This is a genomic window from Sphaerospermopsis aphanizomenoides BCCUSP55 (assembly GCF_001586785.1).
Classification (GTDB): Bacteria; Cyanobacteriota; Cyanobacteriia; order Cyanobacteriales; family Nostocaceae; genus Sphaerospermopsis_A; species Sphaerospermopsis_A aphanizomenoides_A.
Genome location: NZ_LUFH02000058.1, coordinates 19,174 through 38,551, shown reverse-complemented (window position 1 = coordinate 38,551; position 19,378 = coordinate 19,174). Strand labels below are relative to the sequence as shown.

The following is a 19,378-nucleotide window of genomic DNA, read 5'->3' as shown; positions in this document are numbered from 1 at the left end:
ATCTATATCTTTAAATACGCATACTTCTTCAAGTTCAGGATTAGTAATTATTTTTTGATTGACTAAGGCTTTGAATTGTGAATAATAATTGATATTGAAAAGACTAATCTTAAATTTTCCTTTTAAATTAACATTAACATTAATCGTTTTAATTTTTGTATGTTCTTTCCATTTTTGTACTGAAAAAGCATTCAAGTAAGTATCAAAGCTGATGATTGCAGATTTATTAATTTCGATTAGGTTTTTTTCATAATTCATCGAATAATTGGAATTTAATCGGAAATAAAGTTCTTCACCTGTACATATATCTAAATTGGGCAAAATCATATTTTGCAGTTTAACATTTGTTTGAGTATTTTGATTTGTGGGTATTGCATTTAGCAAAGTTTGTGCCATTTTAAATCTTTACTTGTAGTAAATTTGAATTGTACCTAGGGAGAATATTGTTAATTAAATTGATGCGGACTGGTCGTAATTTATGCGATGAAACAATAATTGTAGCGATTTTGGCAATGCTAATTTAATTGACATATTTGATTATATTTTTCGCCATGAGCCGTTTATAACTAAATATTTCTATTTCGTCAATACCAATTTGCCAGGTTTTGTAGGGCGTATTTTTATTTACATAAATCATGCAAATAATGATTATTCAGCAACAAAAAAATGTGTTCTAAATCGAAAATTTACTAAGTTGTATGGTTAAAATTATTCGTCCATAGATTGATGATTGCAAATCAACAAATAGCCATTTATGTAAAAATCCTCACCCAATTGTGGATGAGGATCTGGTTAGTGATTAGTATTAATAAGTATGGATGATTGATAATTTGTACATTTCTGAACTACCACCTGTTCCCTGTTGCCTGTTCCCTGTTTTCTCCATACCAGTGATGTACAGCTAACCACCCAACTGAAAGCAACCCTGCAAGGCTAAGTGTTAAACCACTAAACGGTATCAATAAACCAAAAATCGGTAAAATTGCTCCCGCAATAGTACAAATAATTGCTGCTAAAGAAGCGCGACGATGTGAGCCTAATCCATAGGTTAAACCTAGTAAGATTAAAGAAATTATTGTCCAAGCTATTTCTGCATTTATTATCCTTGCCATATAGGTTAAAGCTAATAAACAAGCAAAGAAAATACCAGCAGCTATAGTGATATTTTTTAAACTCATTGGTAGTGATAAATACAATAGTAATATCCACCACAAAAATATGGCTGGTGCTAACAGTAACAACCGGGGAATAATGCCTGTATTTTTAACTTGATTAGTGCTGGTAAAAACACCAAAGGGATTTTTGACAGAGACATTTTCATTAAATACCCATGTAAATTGTGTACTGTTGCCATCACTTTTAATTTCACTAGGAACAATACCACTAGCAAAATCGGCATTCCTAAAATTAGCAATTGCTGTAAGACGAAATTGGGAAAGTAGTTGATTTGCGGCATTATATACCCAACGTGAACCACCTTGAGCTTGATAGGTGACTCTAAATGTTGTTTCTTGTCCTGGTTCTAAGCGAAAAGGAAAACCGTAATCACCGGGATTAGTTTGTTTTAATCTTGTTCCGTCCCTTTCTACTTTGTAACTAGCTAATAATGAGTAACCATAAGGTGGTGGTGCTTCAAAGAAAAAGCTATTAATATCACTTAGTTGATTGGCAACTTTGTAATCGGCAGTGTAGTTTGTACTATAAACAGCACTACGATTTTGTACATCTACAGTTTGGTCTATTTTGACTTGAATTTGTGAACTGGCTAGTGTTAAGTAACGAGTAACTTTTTGTTGATCGTTAACTTTAACTATTCTGCCGTTAACTTGGGTGGTGTAACTGTATGGTTCTTCGGTAATGTAACGTACTTGGGGCGCATTTTGTTCTAATTTATCACCAGCAACACTTTCCGCTACTTGTGCTACTTTTGCTTGTTCCCAATGATGGTAACGGTTGCCTAAAGTTGAAGTGAGAAAAAATCCGGTAATTAATAAAATTAAAATCAGAGCTAAATGTTGTAATCCTTTGAGGAGTTGGGAATAACGAATAGACCATTCACCAAAGAAAACTGCTTGTTCAGTGGTATTGCGTCTGAGGGAAAAACTGATAAGTGCGATCGCCACTCCTAAAGCTACAATCAAAAATACAAATAACAATGAGCCTTGAATTACTTTAGTGCCAAACTGCACTAATTCATGGGGATGTGTCAAATCTGGCAATCCGGGAATGCCTTGAGCAGAAGGTGTCATGGGTAAATATTGAGATTTGTAGATAATTTAAACACTTGGACAGATTTAATTTCCTAAAAGTTTCTGCAATAATACTAAGAAGGCATTGTTAAATTTAATAAACAATACTTCCTTGATACTATAAGTCTTTGGAGGTAGCATCCCAAATGTGTAAATTTATTTTGATCTAACGAAATAAAATGCTCCAAGGCTTGATATGATTGTCCGCGTAGCGTGCCGGAGGCATTACCGCAAAGGGCGAAAAGGACACAAAGGTAAGAGATTTTAAGAGATTTTTTAGTGTTTCTGTGGTTATTTTTTCTTTCATTGAAATGCTCTCTCTTTGGATTTAATCGTGCCATCAATCCCAAATCTAAAATCTAAAATCCAAAATCTGATGACTACACCGTATTTAGGGCTGGTTTGCATTACTTTTGATAAACAAGTGCGCTTTCGGACTATTACCCGCACTCGTTATTTAAAACTCTCTCTTCCAGAACGTGAAGATACCCTGAGAAAACTTTATCAACATAATTTGCAGTGCTTGAATGAGGCTTTGTCTTTTTGTCAACAGCAGCATATTCGGCTTTATCGAATGTCTTCAAATTTATTTCCTCTCAGTGATTGGGAAGATGAAATTGGCGCAAATATTTTGGAGGAAATGAGTGCAGATTTAGGTAAAATTGGTCAAAGAGCAGAAAAACTAGGCATCAGAATGGTGCTGCATCCAGACCAATTTGTAGTGTTGAGTTCTGATTCATCTGAAATCGTGCAAACTAGTATCAAAATTTTAGCAAGGCACGCTAAAACCTTAGATTTATTCGGTTTACCTCAGTCACCTTGGGCTTTAATGAATATTCATGGTGGCAAATCTCAACGTGCAGAAAAGTTGGTAAAGGTAATTTCAGAATTACCTGCAAGTATTAAAAACCGCTTGACTTTAGAAAATGATGAATATGCCTATAACGCTAGGGATATTTCAGATGTATGTCAACAGTCAGGAATACCAATGGTGTTTGATGCTCATCACCATATTTGCTATGAAAATTTAGATAGTTATAATCATCCCAGTGTAGAGTCTATGGTTTTGGCAGCACGAGAAACTTGGTCAAATCCAGATTGGCAGTTAGTACATATTTCCAATGGTGACTCAGGTTTTAATGATAGAAAGCATAGTGATTTAATTACTGCCATGCCTGATGCTTACCACCAAGTTCCTTGGATAGAGGTAGAAGCCAAACACAAGGAAAAAGCCATCACTCATTTGCAAGATTGGTGGTTAATGCCAAATAATTAAGGATATATTAACTGTACTGACGTATTTTCTTCCTAGTGCGAAATAATAAAACAAGATATGCCCATTGCTATTGATTTTGGTACTAGTAACACAGTCATTACGCGCTGGAATCCCGTTACCCAGCAGCCAGAAACCATAAATTTACCCGGTTTATCCATTCAACAAAATCTCAATCCCCCACTGATTCCCAGTTTAGTCTATGTAGAAGAAGCTACCCAGGCTAAAATTTTAGTGGGGCAACAAGTACGCGATCGCGGTCTGGATGTAAAAACAGATTCTAGATTTTTCCGCAGTTTTAAACGAGGTATTGGTGCAAATATCCAAGGATTTCTACCTGAACTTGATGGGCAGAATATCACTTTTGAACAAGTAGGAGAATGGTTCTTAACCAAGGTGATCTCTGAATTAGCACCCATAGAAGGAGGTTTAGATTCCCTGGTGTTAACCGTACCTGTAGACAGCTTTGAAGTTTATCGTTATTGGTTAGGAAAAGTTTGTCAAGCACTTCCTATTGAACAGGTGCGGATGTTAGATGAACCAACAGCCGCTGCTTTAGGTTATGGTTTAGCTGCACAGGAAAATCTGTTAGTAATTGACTTTGGAGGCGGGACTTTAGACTTATCTTTAGTGTGTTTAGACAAAAAAGCCCAAACTAATACCAAACCTGTGGGATTTCTGTTGAAATGGGGTAATAAATCCCTGGCTGAAGACTCAAAACAAAAGATAAAAACTGCCCGTGTCTTGGCTAAAGCTGGACAAAATTTAGGCGGTACAGATATTGATAATTGGATAGTAGATTACTTTGCAAAAAGTCAAGGATTGCCGGTTAATTCTTTAACAACTAGACTGGCAGAAAGATTAAAAATTCAGTTATCTACCCAAGAAAAAGCCAGTGAATTTTTTTTCGATAATGAGACATTTCAAAGTTATGAAATGGAACTCAATCGCAAGGGACTAGAAGAAATCCTCAAAGAAAATGGATTTTTTGATAGATTGCATGATGCGATGATGACACTGTTACAACAAGCCAGACGACAAGGAATCGAACTGGATGATATTAATGCAGTGTTATTAGTGGGTGGTTCTGTGCAGTTACACGCAGTGCAGACTTATGTGAACCAATATTTTGAACCGCAAAAAATCCGTTGTGAACGTCCCTTTGAAGCGATCGCTCAAGGTGCTTTGCAAATAACTCAGGGCATGGAAATTAAAGACTATCTTTATCATAGTTATGGTGTGCGTTACTGGGATCGTCGCAACCAGCGTCATAGCTGGCAACCGATAGTTAAAGCAGGACAAGCTTACCCCATGACTCAACCAGTAGAATTAGTTTTGGGTGCTTCTAGGGAAAATCAACCCAGCATAGAATTAATTGTTGGAGAATTGGGATCAGACACAGGAGGAACAGAAGTTTATTTTGATGGCGATCGCTTAATTACTCGCAATATTAAATGTCTAGAAACTACAGTCAAACCTCTCAATGATAGAGAAGGTGCAAGAAACATTGCCCAACTTTCCCCCCCAGGTTTTCCAGGCAGCGATCGCATCAAAATCCAGTTTCAAGTAGACGAACAAAGGTTTCTCAGAATTACTGTGGAAGACTTGTTGACTAATGATACACTCATAGAAAATCAACTTGTGGCGCAGTTGAGTTAAATTATCACAGTAAAAATCGGTAATCCTCATCAGGGGAAAGGGGAAATTAAAAATTAAACATCCCCATATTCCCCATTCCCGATTAACTAATCAAACATATATGATAGGTATTTACATCGTTATCAAGAGAAACTATTCAAAGCAATGACCATCAAAATCAACCCTACTACCAAGCTTACAGTTAAGGGCTTAATCTTAACTGCCATACTAACAACCTTAATACCTAAAACCGCCCAAGCTCAATCTATCCCTATCATCAACATTCCCACAATAACATTACCAAAAACCACAATAACAGTACCAAAACCCACAATAAAAGTACCAAAACCCACCATTAAAATAGAAATACCAACGGTGACAAACGCTCAAAATAATATATTTCAGCAACCGACTAATTTTGTCATCGAAGGTGCAACAGATAATACAAGCCCTAGCTTTATTTCTGCCATTAAAGAAGGAAGTAATATTCCTCAAATCCAAACAGGAAGAGGCAGTACAACCGTGAGCATTCCTAATGCAACAACAACAATCTCTAATATTAATGTAGTTTTACCGTCTACAAATATTGTTGCTCCTGGAGATGTCAACTTGAATGTCAACACAACTGAAATTCCTACTTTTGGTTCTCTAGTCAACACTGTTAATCTTTCTTTCCCATTACCAACTTTAGACTAATTTTTGATTGAGTTGATTAATTTGTACATCAATGTAGAGACTTGAAAAAGATAGTCTCTACTAACTACCAATCACTCTAAAACTTCAACTCTATATTTAATTCTCCTCTAAAACCAAAATCACTATTACCTAACCTAGAATTAATCAACAAACCAGAATTAGGACTTTCATAGCGAAATATCATCCCATAGTTAGGATCTTCTGATTGACTTTCAAATCCTTTAGTAGCCATAGAATAATTGGAATAGTAAGGACCTAATGTTAAAGTTCCCAGTTCTTTACTTTTAATTACATCATAGGTAGCTTCAATTTGGTAAAAAGATGGATCGCCGAAAGAGATAGAACCATTAAAATTAAACCCTACTTTATGGGAAAAGTTGAGGAGAAAAAAAGCACCTATATTACCTAAACTACTAGATTGAACACCAGGATTCAACATAGCTGGTGAAACAGTTAAGACAGGATAAAAAGTGATATTAAAATCTGGTTTCACAAACTGAAATACATGACCCAGAGAAATACTCGATAGATTCAAACGATTGGGATTAGTATTATAAGTTAAAGAAAAGAACGGTGAATTAGATATAATTGTGTGCCACTGTTTTTTATCGTCATAAAATATATTAGTAAAATCTGCTTTAGCTGCAAATTTTAACATTCCTCCCATGGAACTTTCCGCTGTAGCATTAGGGTTTAAACTACCCAAATTAGCATCAATCATCGGTGCAGAATCTGGAAATAAATTAAACCACATTCCCGTAGATAAAGCATAACTAAAATTATTAATACTTCCAGAAGCTACAAATTCCACTGCTGGTAAATATAGATGTCCAGTATAAGAAGATGTTTCCGCATCTCTTTGTCGAAAGGTACTCAGTTTTATCCGTCCAAAATCTAAATCATAAGTTTTTCCCGGTCCCAAGATAGGAACAGCAGTAAACATATTAGCTAAATTATTATCAAATACATAAGACTGATCAAATAAAACTTGTCCATCTGAAGTTTCACCACGAATAAAAGTAACTTGAAATGTTTGGGGTGCATTAATTTGAGTTAAATTCGTGGGGATATTAACTCCAGTATAAAATATTGGACCTAAATCACTAGGACGCACCACATCTATAACTACAGGAGTTTCAGGAGTCCAAGGTTCTATTTTTTGTTCAAGCAACTGCACACTTCTTTTATAAAGACCTGTTCTCAATTGCAATAATAATGTACTGTCTGGAGTAATATGACTCGCAAAAGTATAACTTCCAGAAAATGAGGAAAGATTACTATGAGTATTTCCATAATTTAGCGTATCATTTAATCTTTTATTCATCTCTCTGCGTTGTTGAGATGTTGCCTTAGTATTCAAAGTTGCTAAAGGTTGCAAATTATTATATTTTTCTTTTGCTTCACTAATAGATTCATTCAAGTTGCCAGGATTAATAAACTTAAAAGTACAACCCAACATAAAACCCAAACTAGCATTTGTAGTTGTATTAAAATCTGTCTCTTGCCATGTAGCAGTAGTTATAGATAAACCTGGATTAGCAAAAACATTTAAATAATTTAATTTGATTTTTTCTGGAGCATATTGTAATAAAGTCCGGTTATGTGACCAACTCAAAGTATATCTATACCAATCTAAATTTTGAGGTTCTGATATATTGAAAGTAGCAATTTCTGGATTTTGTTGACCCAAGTTATACCACATCAACGAATTAAGATAATGAAAATCTCTTTGTTCCTTAGTTAAAAAAGGATTACTGAGAACAGCCACAATATCATTATTGTCACTTTGATCAAGTTGTAAAGTTTTAATTCCCGGCAAAGAACTAATAGGATTATTAAAAGCAAATCCCTGTTTAGTGAAAAAATCACCTAATGTTAGTCCCGCCGCCTCCAGATTTTCACGAGGTATAATACTGCCAACTTCCAACTTCACACCATTGTTTAGTAAAGGTTGTAAATTGACAGTGGGAAAACCTTGTAAAAATTTGGGTGCATTGGTAGCATCTAAATTACCAAAGAAAGAACCTCCTCCCTGAAGTGCATTTGTGGTTGCTTTGCGGGTATCATCTAGGGGAATAAATTTTTCTATAAAACTACCATCAGATCGAGTTATATTAATATTAAACCCGGCATTATCAGCTAAACTTGCTCCCGCAGGTAATACAATTTCCGCAGCACCACTAATAATATTCACATCATCTAAATTGATATCCCCAACTAAATCTTGAAAACTACTAGGAAGTCCAAATACTGATTGCGCTCCCCAAAAAACTGTTGACACCTTAGCAATTTGTCTAATTTTTTGTTGATTAGAACGACCTTGATAACCAACATTGAAATGCCTACCTTCAGTTTCAATCACTACTCGGTTTCCATCCAATACCCAATAAAATTGCTCATCTTCTGGATAAAAAGAAATATTAGCTGATTTAATTATTAGATCACTAAATTCTCCTTCCTGAAAGGAATTACCTACTTGAAATTTGTCTAAATCAAAACTATAATCTGAATAAAACTCAAATTTTAACGGTTGAAATTTTCGAGGATTGATAATTAATTTATCGCTGGTATTCACGAAAAATGGATATTTTGATGTACTGTTGTCTAACAAGTTACGCATTAAAGTTCTCAAAACTTTTTTCTTTTCTGCTGGTGTTAATTCTGGTTTCTCCTCTGGTTTTTTTTCTGGCTTCTCTTCTGGCTTCTCCTCTGGAATAGGTACAGAGGGTACTTTCTTTGGAACTACAGGGACATTTGGCTCAACTGGATTTAACTGCGCTTGATTTTGATTATTAATCGCTTGTGCAAATAAATTGTCTGTTGGTATTAAAAGGTCACGTTCAACTAAATTTAAATCAGAACTAATAGAATATTCTGTATTTATATCTGTATTGTATTCGTCCTTAATCACTGCTTTAGTAGCATATTTAGATACTGCCGAGGAATTGCTATTCTCTTCGCAAGTAGTAATTTCTGCCTGAAAATCTTCCTTTGTAGGGGTTGGCTCGTCTAAATTAACAGATATAAGCGGGTCAGTTTCCAGCGTGTGTCCCCGACAACGTTTGGTTGTGTGTGGGATATTTGCAGGTAACTGATATGCAGAATTTTGACTAGAATTGATTTTTTGATTAATTAACTTTTGTTCTGATGAAAAAGATATAAAGTTTGTTATCTCTGGAGGCGACAAAGTAAAGTTGTTTTTTACTAAATCTTTTTCTGTTACTTCCAACTGTCTATTGCTATAACTATTCTGTTCATTACTATTCACATTTGGAAACTCATTAACCTTTTCCTCCTCAGTAGCAATAGCTTTGAGTGGTAAGAGCGCCGTTATTGATAAAGTTAATAAAATTCCAGCATTCCAGAAAGGATATTGTTTCTTCATATAGATTGAAAAAATGGATATTAAGTTAAATACCTTTGCTGGCGAGATTATTTTTAGTGAAAAAATATATAAAGAATCTGCCAAAAAAATTTTATTTTAAAAACTAATTATTGCTCAGAGCTATCTCATCCTGATCGGAAATAAATCCAGTTGGTTGTCAGCTATTATCTCTAATACCGACAGGAGCAAACTCAAATAGCTGTAACCAAATCTCAATTGAGCTTAAGAACCTTGGTTGATTTCACTTATACCAATTTTTTATCCAATTATCATAGTGATGTAATACGGATTTTTTTCAGGGGAATCAATAAAATATAAAAGTAATATTACGTAAGTACTAAGTTAATTATTTCAGTAAATCTTTATTGAAACCATCTAGTCAATAACATACTTTTTCTGGAAAATTGGCAATTAAAGCCTCAAAGCCTAACCCTTATAAGCTTTTTTACCTACAGCAACCTTAGTTATTTGATAAAAATACTGAAAATTTGACTATACCTTTCATCAGTATTAGGACGAAATACCATAGTTTTTTAAGTGAATTTACATTTAAAAAAAAATGTTCAAAGTTCAATATTTTCTCGTTGACAAAGCCAAAAATAACCGTGTAAGGTATTAAACATAGATTCTTGTTCACACCCAAAAGTTTCTAACGTCAATACCGTACAGTTTCAGGCATAGTTAAGTTTGATCTATGTATTTATATCAGGATGTATGACTAAATAAGTCTTTGTTTCATCCTGGTAGAAAATGAAGAACTGTCTGAATTTCACAAGTCTGAAAACAAGCAATTCTTAAACAAAGAATAATGCAAAGTTTTGGTAGTTCATAAATTTGAGTAAAAAACCAGGAGTGTACAAATCATGGACGCAAAATCTAACAAGACATCTAAAGCTGCTGCTATTGCATCTCTCTTAGCAGGTGGTGCAGTTGCAGGTTCATTCATCTCTGCTGAACCAGCTAAAGCTCAATTCATCGGTGCTGATTCCCAGTCTAGAGTATCTGCTGCTGTCACTAGTGTTTTATCCAATGGCGTAACTAACAGCTTTGCTGCGGAAATCGTATTTCCAGAACAGTCTATTGCTTCTACTGGTGTAGCTTCAGTTGGTGTTAATTACGCTACTATCGGTGCTGATGCTAGTCAGTTAGCGATTACATCCGCTAGTATTGGTGCTGCTACTGCTGCTTATAGCGCAGCCACAGTTGAAGCTGCTACTGCTCGTGCTATTGATGCGGCTAAAAATCTTAGTCAATATGGCGACGTTATTGGTATCGTCAAATCTTGGCAAAGTGGCGGTTCTGCGGCATTGGACTAATTAAGGAAAGTCGGCGATTCCTACTGATAAAAGGGCATAGAAGGAATCGTCAACCACCTTTATGGAACATAATACAGGAAATTTACAACAATATGTTCCATGCTTCATCCCCTCAGCGTCAACTGGGGGATGATCTTATTTTATTCTGAATTGGAGTTAATGTCTGCGGTCTTTTCTCCAGATATGACAATTTCAGTTGAGAAAGGTTGGGATAGTCAAAAACTAGAGTGTCCCGACCATGAAAACCAACTGTACCCACACATCAAAAGCATCAGCTGTTGCATTTTTATTGCTAGGGGGAGCAGTTACAGCTTCATTTATTGCAGGTAAACCTGCTCACGCTCAGTTTATCGGTAATGATTCCCAGTCTAGGGTTTCTGCGGCAGTGACTAGCGTTTTATCGAATGGTACAACTAACAGCTTTGCGTCAGAAATTGTATTTCCTCAAAATTCGATTACGCCTACTGGTCAACTGACATTAAAAATTAATTACAGTACCGTAGGCCATGATCCCAGTCAAGTAACAATAATTAAGGGAAATATGTATGCAGGCAGTGTAAATTATACAGACAACTCTATTGAAGCTGCGATCGCTCGCGCCATTGATGCTGCACTGAATGATTATCGCTTTGGTGACATCATTGGTATTATCAAATCATGGCAAAGTGGAGGTTCATCTGCCCTAGACTAACCATGTTTGCAAAGTCATCAATTTAAATTTTCTTGTATCAAGATTACCCCTAATGAAAAGAGGGGAAATTTAATCAAAGTCCCCCTTTTCATAGGTATATAAATTTAGCAATATGACTAGTTCTGAGAAAGAATACTTTGCCCAACGCAGTAAAAAAATTGAAACCCGTAAACGAATTTTTACGATAGTTTCCATAGTTTCATTTTTCGGTTCGATTGCTTTTGGGGGTATCAGTACGGTACTATCATCGCTATCATCGGCGAAGCAGCAGCCTCAGCAACCTGCCACTGAATCAGTAACAACGAAATTGCAAAAACAGGCACAGGGTTACGAATTAGTTTTACAGCGAGAACCCAATAACCGAGTAGCATTGGAAAAGTTATCTATTATCCGGGTAAAGTCTGGAGATACACAAGGAGCGATCGCACTTATAGAGAGACTAGTTAAGCTGCATCCTGATAGGCAGGATTATAAAACGGTGTTGGCTGAAGTGAAGAAGCACAAACAAACTAAACAATAAGTTACCAGCAATCATACCCTGAAAAAAATACACTACCACAGCAATTGTAAACACTATGAATAACCAAATTAAAAATTATGAACTAAATCATTTAATTCCTCCTGAAATCAAAAATGATGAATTTTATACAGCTATTCAAGAAATTGCTAGAAAAGAGGAAATTAAAACCGTTTTAGAAATTGGTTCATCTTCAGGAGCAGGAAGCACAGAAGCATTTGTTACAGGAATGCGACAAAATCATAACAAGCCAACCTTGTTTTGTATGGAAGTTTCAGAACCCAGATTTAATGAGCTAAAAAAAAGATATGAGAATGAAGATTTTGTGAGGGTTTATAATATATCATCTGTACCTGTAGAAAGCTTTCCTGATGAACAAGAAGTTATCAATTTTTATGAGAAAACTAATAATAATCTCAAATTTTATCCATTAGATCGGGTTCTTACTTGGCTGCATCAAGATATTGAATATGTAAAAGAATCTGGTTTTTCTGAAAATGGTATTAGAAAAATCAAAAACGAAAACAATATTGATTATTTTGATATAGTATTGATTGATGGTTCTGAATTTACTGGTGGTGCTGAATTAGAGGAAATATATGGAGCAAAATACATTTTTTTAGATGATATAACAACATTTAAAAATTATGAAAATCACAACAGACTACTCTCGGATAAAAATTATGAGCTAATTTCCCAAAATAATTCTCTGAGAAATGGTTACTCAATATTCAAAAAAATTGAGAGCATAGACAAATATTTTTCTGTTCATGAAAGTGCTGAACAGACTCTAGTTAGTAAGCTAATTAAACCAGGGATGGTAGTTTTTGATATTGGAGCTAATATTGGTGATTATTCAATATTGTTGAGTAAATTGGTCGGGTGTACTGGAAAAATATATTCATTTGAGCCAACATCAAGTATTTATCAAAAACTAAAAGACCGATTATTGGAATTAAGATGCGATAATGTTTGTTTAGTTAACAAAGCTGTTTTTTCACATAATACTCAAATAGAATTTAACGAATTTCCAGAGGAATTTTCTGCGTGGAATAGTATTGGTACTCCACAAATGTTAGATCCTTGTGGTTCTGGAAAATATGTTCCCATTGTAAATACTGAACTGGTAGAAGCGATCACTCTAGATTCATTTTGCCACAACAATAATATTGATATAATTGATTATTTAAAAATAGATGTAGAAGGTGCGGAAAGTGACGTACTCCAGGGAGCAAGTGAATTATTAAAAAACCAAAAAATCAGGTTTATACAATTTGAAATATCCCAAAAAATGTTGGAGGGATTAAACCGTAAAGCTAAGACTACATTTGATATTTTAATTGCGAATGGTTATGAGTGTCATCGTATAACTGCAAATGGAAGAATTGGAGAAAATGCCACAGATTCCAATTCATTTTATGAAAATTATATTGCTTTTCCTACATTACCTATTCACTTTTTTACTATTGTCCTCAATGGACAACCATTTATTCGTTACCACATAGAAGTTTTCAAAAAATTACCATTTAAATGGCATTGGCATATTATTGAGGGTGTAGCCGACTTAAAACATGATACCAGTTGGAGTCTAAAACTGGGTGGACATATCACTGATGAGATACATAAAAATGGGCGTAGTTGTGACGGAACTACGGAATATATAGATGAACTGGTACAACTTTATCCAGAGAATATCACGGTTTACCGTAAACCAGAAGGTATTTTCTGGGACGGTAAGAGGGAAATGGTTAATGCACCACTGGCAAACATTAAAGAAGAAATTTTGTTGTGGCAAGTGGATGTAGATGAACTATGGACTTTAGAACAGATTTGTACTGCTAGAGAAATGTTTATTAGTAATGCCGATAAAACTGCTGCTTTCTATTGGTGTTGGTATTTCGTCGGTGAAAAGCTAATTATTAGCACTCGTAACTGTTACACTCAAAATCCTCAACAAGACTGGTTAAGAACTTGGCGCTTTAAACCTGGATATATTTGGGCAGCACATGAACCGCCCGTTTTGGTGGAAAATTTAGCTGATGGTCAATATAAAAATGTTGCCACTGCAAACCCTTTTTTACATCAAGAAACGGAAGCAGATGGTTTAATATTTCAGCATTTTGCTTATGTAACACCAGAACAATTAAACTTTAAAGAAAAATACTATGGTTATAAAAATGCTGTTTCTCAATGGAATGCTTTACAAGCAAACACTAAATTTCCCATTTTCTTAAAAGATTATTTTTCCTGGGTTCAGGATACAACTCAAGTAGATTCTGCACATAGACGCGGAATAATCCCGCTTGCTCAAAGAAACAACAGCAATAACAATTGGAGATTTTTACAACAAGAAGAAGTCCAGCAACAAATTACGCAAATCAGGAAACCATCTCCGATAATTCTTATTGATGGAGTATTCTTTCAATACTACCAAACAGGTATAGCTCGTGTTTGGAAATCTCTGTTACAAGAATGGGGTAATAACGGATTTGCCAAACATATTATTATTCTTGATCGTGATGGAACTGCACCCAAAATAGCAGGGATTAGATATCGCACTATTCCCAAATACGACTATAACAATACAGCAGCAGATAAACAGATGCTCCAGCGAATCTGCAATGAAGAAGGAGCAGACTTATTTATTTCTTCATACTACACCACTCCAATTACAACACCGTCTGTATTCATGGCTTATGACATGATACCAGAAGTAATGAGATGGGATTTGAATACTTCCATGTGGAGAGAAAAACATCAGAGCATTAAACACGCATCTGCATATATAGCCATTTCCCAAAATACAGCCCGTGATTTGTCCAAATATTTCCCAAATATAGCTGTAGAATCTATTACAGTCGCCCATTGTGGAGTTAGCAATACCTTTTCACCAGCTAAACCATTACAAATCAATACATTTAAACATAGATATGGCATCAATAAACCATACTTTTTATTAGGAGGTCATTTAGCTGATTACAAGAATCAGATTTTATTCTTAAAAGCTTTCTTAAAACTCCCCAACAGCTACGAATTTGATATTATTTTCACTGGTTTTGGGGGAGCATTTGCACCAGAATTGAGAGACTATACATCTGGTAGTGCAGTACATCTGTTACAACTGAGTGATGAAGAATTAACAATAGCTTACTCTGGTGCAGTAGCTCTAGTATATCCTTCTAAATATGAAGGTTTTGGAATGCCCATATTAGAAGCAATGGCTTGTGGTTGTCCTGTGATTACTTGTCCTAATAGTTCAATTCCAGAAGTAGCGGGAGAAGCTGCCATATCTGTCAATGATAATGATGTGGATGCAATGGCAAATGCTTTAATTTCAGTACAAAATCATAATTTACGCACATCATTAATTACAGCAGGTTTAGCCCAGGCGCAAAAGTTCTCTTGGACAAAAATGGCAGAACAAGTGAGTTCAGCATTGATGAATACAACTCTCTTGTCGTTAAAACTCAGAGATATTAACTTAATCATCTTCCCAGATCCCACACAACCAGAACAGTCTATTTATCAAGACTTAGTAAACGTCATTACAGCTTTAGAAGATCATCCTCATAGTGACAAGATTACCTTACTCATTAACGCCAGCAATTTTCCTAGTCAATTTACACAAGCCTTCATGGATAAATTGGGTCAGCAAGATGAGGAAGAAACAGCAGGATTAGAAATTTCCTTAGTAGGTAAATTATCTTCTATGCAGTGGGAATCTTTGTTACCTCGCCTTACTGCGAGAATTGTTTTAACACAGGAAGATAAACAAACTCTAGAACAATTGCCAGTACATCAACTGCGTTCATGTCAAGTTGAAAGTTTAAATTATCAACTATCTATTCTCTTAGCAGAAAACCTCAAACAAAGCCTAAGACTGAGAGATATCAACTTAATCATCTTCCCAGATCCCACACAACCAGAACAATCTATTTATCAAGACTTAGTAAACGTCATTACAGCTTTAGAAGATCATCCTCATAGTGACAAGATCACCTTACTCATCAACGCCAGCAATTTTTCCAGTCAATTTACACAAGCATTCATGGATAATTTGTGTAACCAAGATGAGGAAGAAACAGCAGGATTAGAAATTTCCTTAGTAGGTAAATTATCTTCTATGCAGTGGGAATCTTTGTTACCTCAACTGACTGCTAGAATTGTTTTAAACAACGAAAACCAACAAGCATTGGAACAAGTGCAACTGGAAAACTTGACATCTTACCAACTTGATAATTTAGACAATCAACAATTTTAACTTCTTGTTTGCAAACTACAGGACTGGTTTTTGATTTATGATGATTTTTTGCGGTGGAATTAGTAATGATTTGAGAAGTCTTGCTTACAACCTTTGTCAAGCCCTGCTCACTCAGGCTGGTAAAATCAATATTCAAGGGACTGCTTGTAATACTGCGACTGAAATTGACGCTTATTTTAAAATCATAGGAGAACCAACACGAACAACACTAATCCAATATCAGATTCTGTCAGAACTAGCATTAGAGAAGATTAATCAGGGTAAAGCTAAGAGTATTTATCTATATCAAGACCCTCGTCAAATTCTAGCTGCTACTATTCATGCTCCCAAACAGAAGGAAACCTTTGAATCTAATTTTCTTCATCTTTGGCAACAATACCTAGAAAATTTCTTTACTGATGTCAATAAAACTTTATTAATCTCTCAGGAAAACTTACTTACACAACCACATCTTGAACTTGCACGTTTAGCAACAGATTTAGAAGTTGAATTAACGGAAACAAAGATTGAACAGTTATTAAAACAGCATCCTTTAGATCAAGAAAGTACAGAGGAATGGCAAAAAATTCTTAATTCTCAACAATGTTTACTAATTGAAACCTTACTCAGTCCATTATTACTGAAATTTAATTATGAAACCCAATCTAGTTTATCGCAAAGATTAGATCAACATTTAGAATCAATTCCATTAGAACCGTTACTCATACAAATTGACAAAATCGTCGGTCAAATTCGCAATTTGAAGACAGAACTAGAACTACGCGAACAGTTTTATGAATCTATTGATCAACATCTTGTTACCACATTAACTGCAAAGGGGCGATTGCAGGAAGCTGCTGAAGTATGCCATTTGCTAGGAACAGTTTTAATAAAACATGACTTACAATTATCTGAAAAATGGTATTTACGCGCTCTCAGTATTCAACCTCAGTTAGCAAAATCTTACTATAATCTGGGCTTTATCTATGAACAACAGGATGAGTGGGCAAAGGCTATTGATAATTATACTCATGGTATTACCATCAATCCCCATTATACTAAAGCTCACTATCGTTTAGGATTGATTTTTAAACGTCAAAAATATTTTAGTAAAGCGATAGATCAATTTTCCCAAGTCTTGCAACTAGACCCAGAATATCAAGGTGCTAAATTCAATTTAGCTTTACTTTGGCAACAAGGAGAAGGTGCGGATTTTATTCAAAGTCTTCTGGGTGAAAAAGAGTTAGAACTCTTGCCTCAACTGACAGAACAAATTAACGATACTGGCACAAAATTTGTGCGTGAAGGCAAATTGGAAGCAGCTAAAAACTGTTTTCGTTCCGTGATAGACATAGCACCAGATTGTGTTTTAGGTCACTATAATCTCGGTTGTGTTCTGCAAAATCAAAAATACTATTCAGAAGCTATATCTTCTTATCGCCGAGCTTTAAAAATTGATCCTAATTATATTGATGCGCTCAAAAATTTAGGTTATGTTTACTACAAAATAGGACAAATTGATTTAGCTCAAGAATGTTTCCAAAAAAACCTGGAATTAGAACCTAATCATAGCGAAACTTATGAAATTTTAGGGTTTATTGCTGCTGAACAAGGAAAATTATCAGAGTGCATTAATCTATTAAATGAAGCCTTAAAAATTAATCCTAACAATCATACAGTACATTCGTGGTTTCTATTTAACTTAAGTTCTATCATCAGTTTTACACCTCAAGAGATATTAGATTCTGCTCAACTGTGGTATCAGCAACAAGTAGTTAATCAATGGCTACCAACTCTCACTCATCATAATAACAATAAAAATTCACACCGCCGTTTACGCATTGGCTATATTTCCCCCGACTTCCGCAGACATTCAGTCAGTGCATTTATTAAACCTGTCCTCCAATACCATGACCGTACCCAAGTTGAAGTTTTCTGCTATGGAGAAGTACAAGAACCTGATGCAATTACAGATGAAATTAGAGATATCTGTGATGTTTGGCATTCTACAGTTGGTCTTTCTGATTTACAAGTAGCGGAGTTAATTCAAACAGATCGTATAGATATTTTAATTGATTTGGCTGGTCATACTGCAAACAATCGGATGATGGTCTTGGGGATGAAACCAGCCCCTATTCAAGCTACCTATTTAGGATATTTTGCTACTACTGGTTTACCAAGCATTGACTATTGGATTACTGATCAGATTCTCCATCCTGATAATACACAGGAAAAAACCAGCGAAACTATATGGCGTTTACCCCGTTGTTATGTTGGATATGAACCATTGAAAAATGCACCTAAAGTTGTTGAATTGCCTTATAAAAAAACAGGTGTTTTCACTTTTGCATCTTTTAATAATCTACGCAAACTCACACCAGAAACTTTTGCTTTGTGGATTGAAATTCTCAAAGCAGTCCCTCATTCTCGCTTGGTGTTAAAATGTGCGAGTTCCGATGTATTTAACCCCTTAGTTGCGGAAAAAATCCAAACTCCCTTTGTTGAACAGGGTATTGATCCCCAACGCATCTTTTTATATGGTGGATTTGCTACGGATGAAGACCATCTGAATCTTTATAATCAAGTTGATTTACATTTGGATAGTATACCCTATACAGGATGTACAACAACTTGTGAAGCCTTGTGGATGGGAGTACCCACAGTAACCTTAGCAGGTACTCGCAAAATGGAACGCATGAGTGCAAGTATTTTGCACAGTGTTGGTTTGGATGATTTCATTGCCCATGATGCCACAGAATATGTACAAAGAGCGATCGCATTAGCCCAAAATCCAGATTACCTGCAATCTTTACGTTCAACTATGCGGGAAAGACTTTTGCATTCTCCTTTGTTGGATGTGAAAAACATGGCCAGCAGTTTAGAGGCAGCTTATCGCCAAATGTGGCAAACTTATATTCAACAAGAATCCACAGCAGCTAACAGCAAAAATTCTCCTATTAATCCTTCCTTAGCTGTAGATTTAGAACCTGCTGATGCTATTAATTATTATCAGGAGTATCTAGAAAATCATCCGGTTGATGCTCAAGCTTATTATTATTTAGGTTTGGCTTATCAAGAATTAGATGATGTAGAAAATTCTATTTCATTTTATTTGCAATCACTTTCAATTAATCGTTATTCAGCGGCAACTTATCAATCTCTAGGTAAGCTTTTAGAAGAACAAGAATTAATAGAACAGGCTGAAAAATATTATCGTTGTGCGCTGTTAGTAGAACCGGATAATAGTAAAATAAGGGAAAATTTAAAACTTCTGTTGCAGAATGCAGAAAAATGATTTTTACAATACATCATATCCCCGACTTCTCAAACAAATCGGGGATTTATCTGCTGTCAATCCAAAATCTAAAATCCA

Annotated in this window: 10 protein-coding genes and 1 pseudogene; 8 read left to right on the top strand and 3 right to left on the bottom strand. The window is 35.2% G+C overall.

The features are described from left to right. Positions 1-396 (bottom strand): annotated as a pseudogene (locus tag A0J48_RS15720) (glycosyltransferase); the annotation flags it as partial. Between the two features lie 449 nt (positions 397-845). Next, on the bottom strand, positions 846-2,249 hold the full coding sequence (locus tag A0J48_RS15715; protein WP_200324592.1) for a hypothetical protein: 1,404 nt from the start codon (positions 2,247-2,249) through the stop codon (positions 846-848). 376 nt (positions 2,250-2,625) lie between these two features. Between A0J48_RS15715 and uvsE the strand changes: the two genes are divergently transcribed. The 3 genes from uvsE to A0J48_RS15700 all read left to right on the top strand — a co-directional run bounded on the left by uvsE (position 2,626) and on the right by A0J48_RS15700 (position 5,856). Further along, positions 2,626-3,525, top strand: a complete 900-nt coding sequence (gene uvsE, locus A0J48_RS15710) for a UV DNA damage repair endonuclease UvsE (RefSeq protein ID WP_200324590.1) — start codon at positions 2,626-2,628, stop codon at positions 3,523-3,525. Between the two features lie 57 nt (positions 3,526-3,582). After that, complete coding sequence (locus A0J48_RS15705; RefSeq protein WP_200324588.1) at positions 3,583-5,181, top strand: Hsp70 family protein; 1,599 nt, start codon at positions 3,583-3,585, stop codon at positions 5,179-5,181. 144 nt (positions 5,182-5,325) lie between these two features. Further along, positions 5,326-5,856: a hypothetical protein gene (locus tag A0J48_RS15700; RefSeq protein WP_200324586.1), complete on the top strand. Its 531-nt coding sequence runs from the start codon at positions 5,326-5,328 to the stop codon at positions 5,854-5,856. A 76-nt stretch (positions 5,857-5,932) separates the two neighbouring features. On the opposite strand, the gene A0J48_RS15695 is transcribed toward A0J48_RS15700, so the two are convergent. Next, positions 5,933-9,241: a hypothetical protein gene (locus A0J48_RS15695; protein WP_200324584.1), complete on the bottom strand. Its 3,309-nt coding sequence runs from the start codon at positions 9,239-9,241 to the stop codon at positions 5,933-5,935. Positions 9,242-10,104: 863 nt separating this feature from the next. Here A0J48_RS15695 and A0J48_RS15690 point away from each other — a divergent pair. From A0J48_RS15690 to A0J48_RS15670, 5 genes are all read left to right on the top strand, one after another. Beyond that, positions 10,105-10,557 (top strand): TEK-like protein, encoded by a 453-nt coding sequence (locus A0J48_RS15690; RefSeq protein WP_200324582.1) that lies wholly within the window; start codon positions 10,105-10,107, stop codon positions 10,555-10,557. A 238-nt stretch (positions 10,558-10,795) separates the two neighbouring features. Further along, entirely contained in the window at positions 10,796-11,248 is a 453-nt protein-coding gene (locus A0J48_RS15685) for a TEK-like protein (protein ID WP_200324580.1), read from the top strand. A gap of 112 nt (positions 11,249-11,360) precedes the next feature. Then, on the top strand, positions 11,361-11,768 hold the full coding sequence (locus A0J48_RS15680) for a tetratricopeptide repeat protein (protein WP_200324578.1): 408 nt from the start codon (positions 11,361-11,363) through the stop codon (positions 11,766-11,768). Between the two features lie 55 nt (positions 11,769-11,823). Further along, on the top strand, positions 11,824-16,026 hold the full coding sequence (locus A0J48_RS15675) for an FkbM family methyltransferase (RefSeq protein ID WP_200324576.1): 4,203 nt from the start codon (positions 11,824-11,826) through the stop codon (positions 16,024-16,026). A gap of 37 nt (positions 16,027-16,063) precedes the next feature. Then, entirely contained in the window at positions 16,064-19,300 is a 3,237-nt protein-coding gene (locus A0J48_RS15670; protein WP_200324574.1) for an O-linked N-acetylglucosamine transferase family protein, read from the top strand. Positions 19,301-19,378: the final 78 nt, after the last annotated feature.

Coding starts and splice junctions, on each gene's coding strand:
- A0J48_RS15715 (WP_200324592.1), bottom strand. CDS start 2,249: ATGACACCTTCTGCTCAAGGCATTCCCGGATTGCCAGATTTGACACAT.
- A0J48_RS15685 (WP_200324580.1), top strand. CDS start 10,796: ATGAAAACCAACTGTACCCACACATCAAAAGCATCAGCTGTTGCATTT.
- A0J48_RS15670 (WP_200324574.1), top strand. CDS start 16,064: ATGATGATTTTTTGCGGTGGAATTAGTAATGATTTGAGAAGTCTTGCT.
- A0J48_RS15680 (WP_200324578.1), top strand. CDS start 11,361: ATGACTAGTTCTGAGAAAGAATACTTTGCCCAACGCAGTAAAAAAATT.
- A0J48_RS15690 (WP_200324582.1), top strand. CDS start 10,105: ATGGACGCAAAATCTAACAAGACATCTAAAGCTGCTGCTATTGCATCT.
- uvsE (WP_200324590.1), top strand. CDS start 2,626: ATGACTACACCGTATTTAGGGCTGGTTTGCATTACTTTTGATAAACAA.
- A0J48_RS15675 (WP_200324576.1), top strand. CDS start 11,824: ATGAATAACCAAATTAAAAATTATGAACTAAATCATTTAATTCCTCCT.
- A0J48_RS15695 (WP_200324584.1), bottom strand. CDS start 9,241: ATGAAGAAACAATATCCTTTCTGGAATGCTGGAATTTTATTAACTTTA.
- A0J48_RS15705 (WP_200324588.1), top strand. CDS start 3,583: ATGCCCATTGCTATTGATTTTGGTACTAGTAACACAGTCATTACGCGC.
- A0J48_RS15700 (WP_200324586.1), top strand. CDS start 5,326: ATGACCATCAAAATCAACCCTACTACCAAGCTTACAGTTAAGGGCTTA.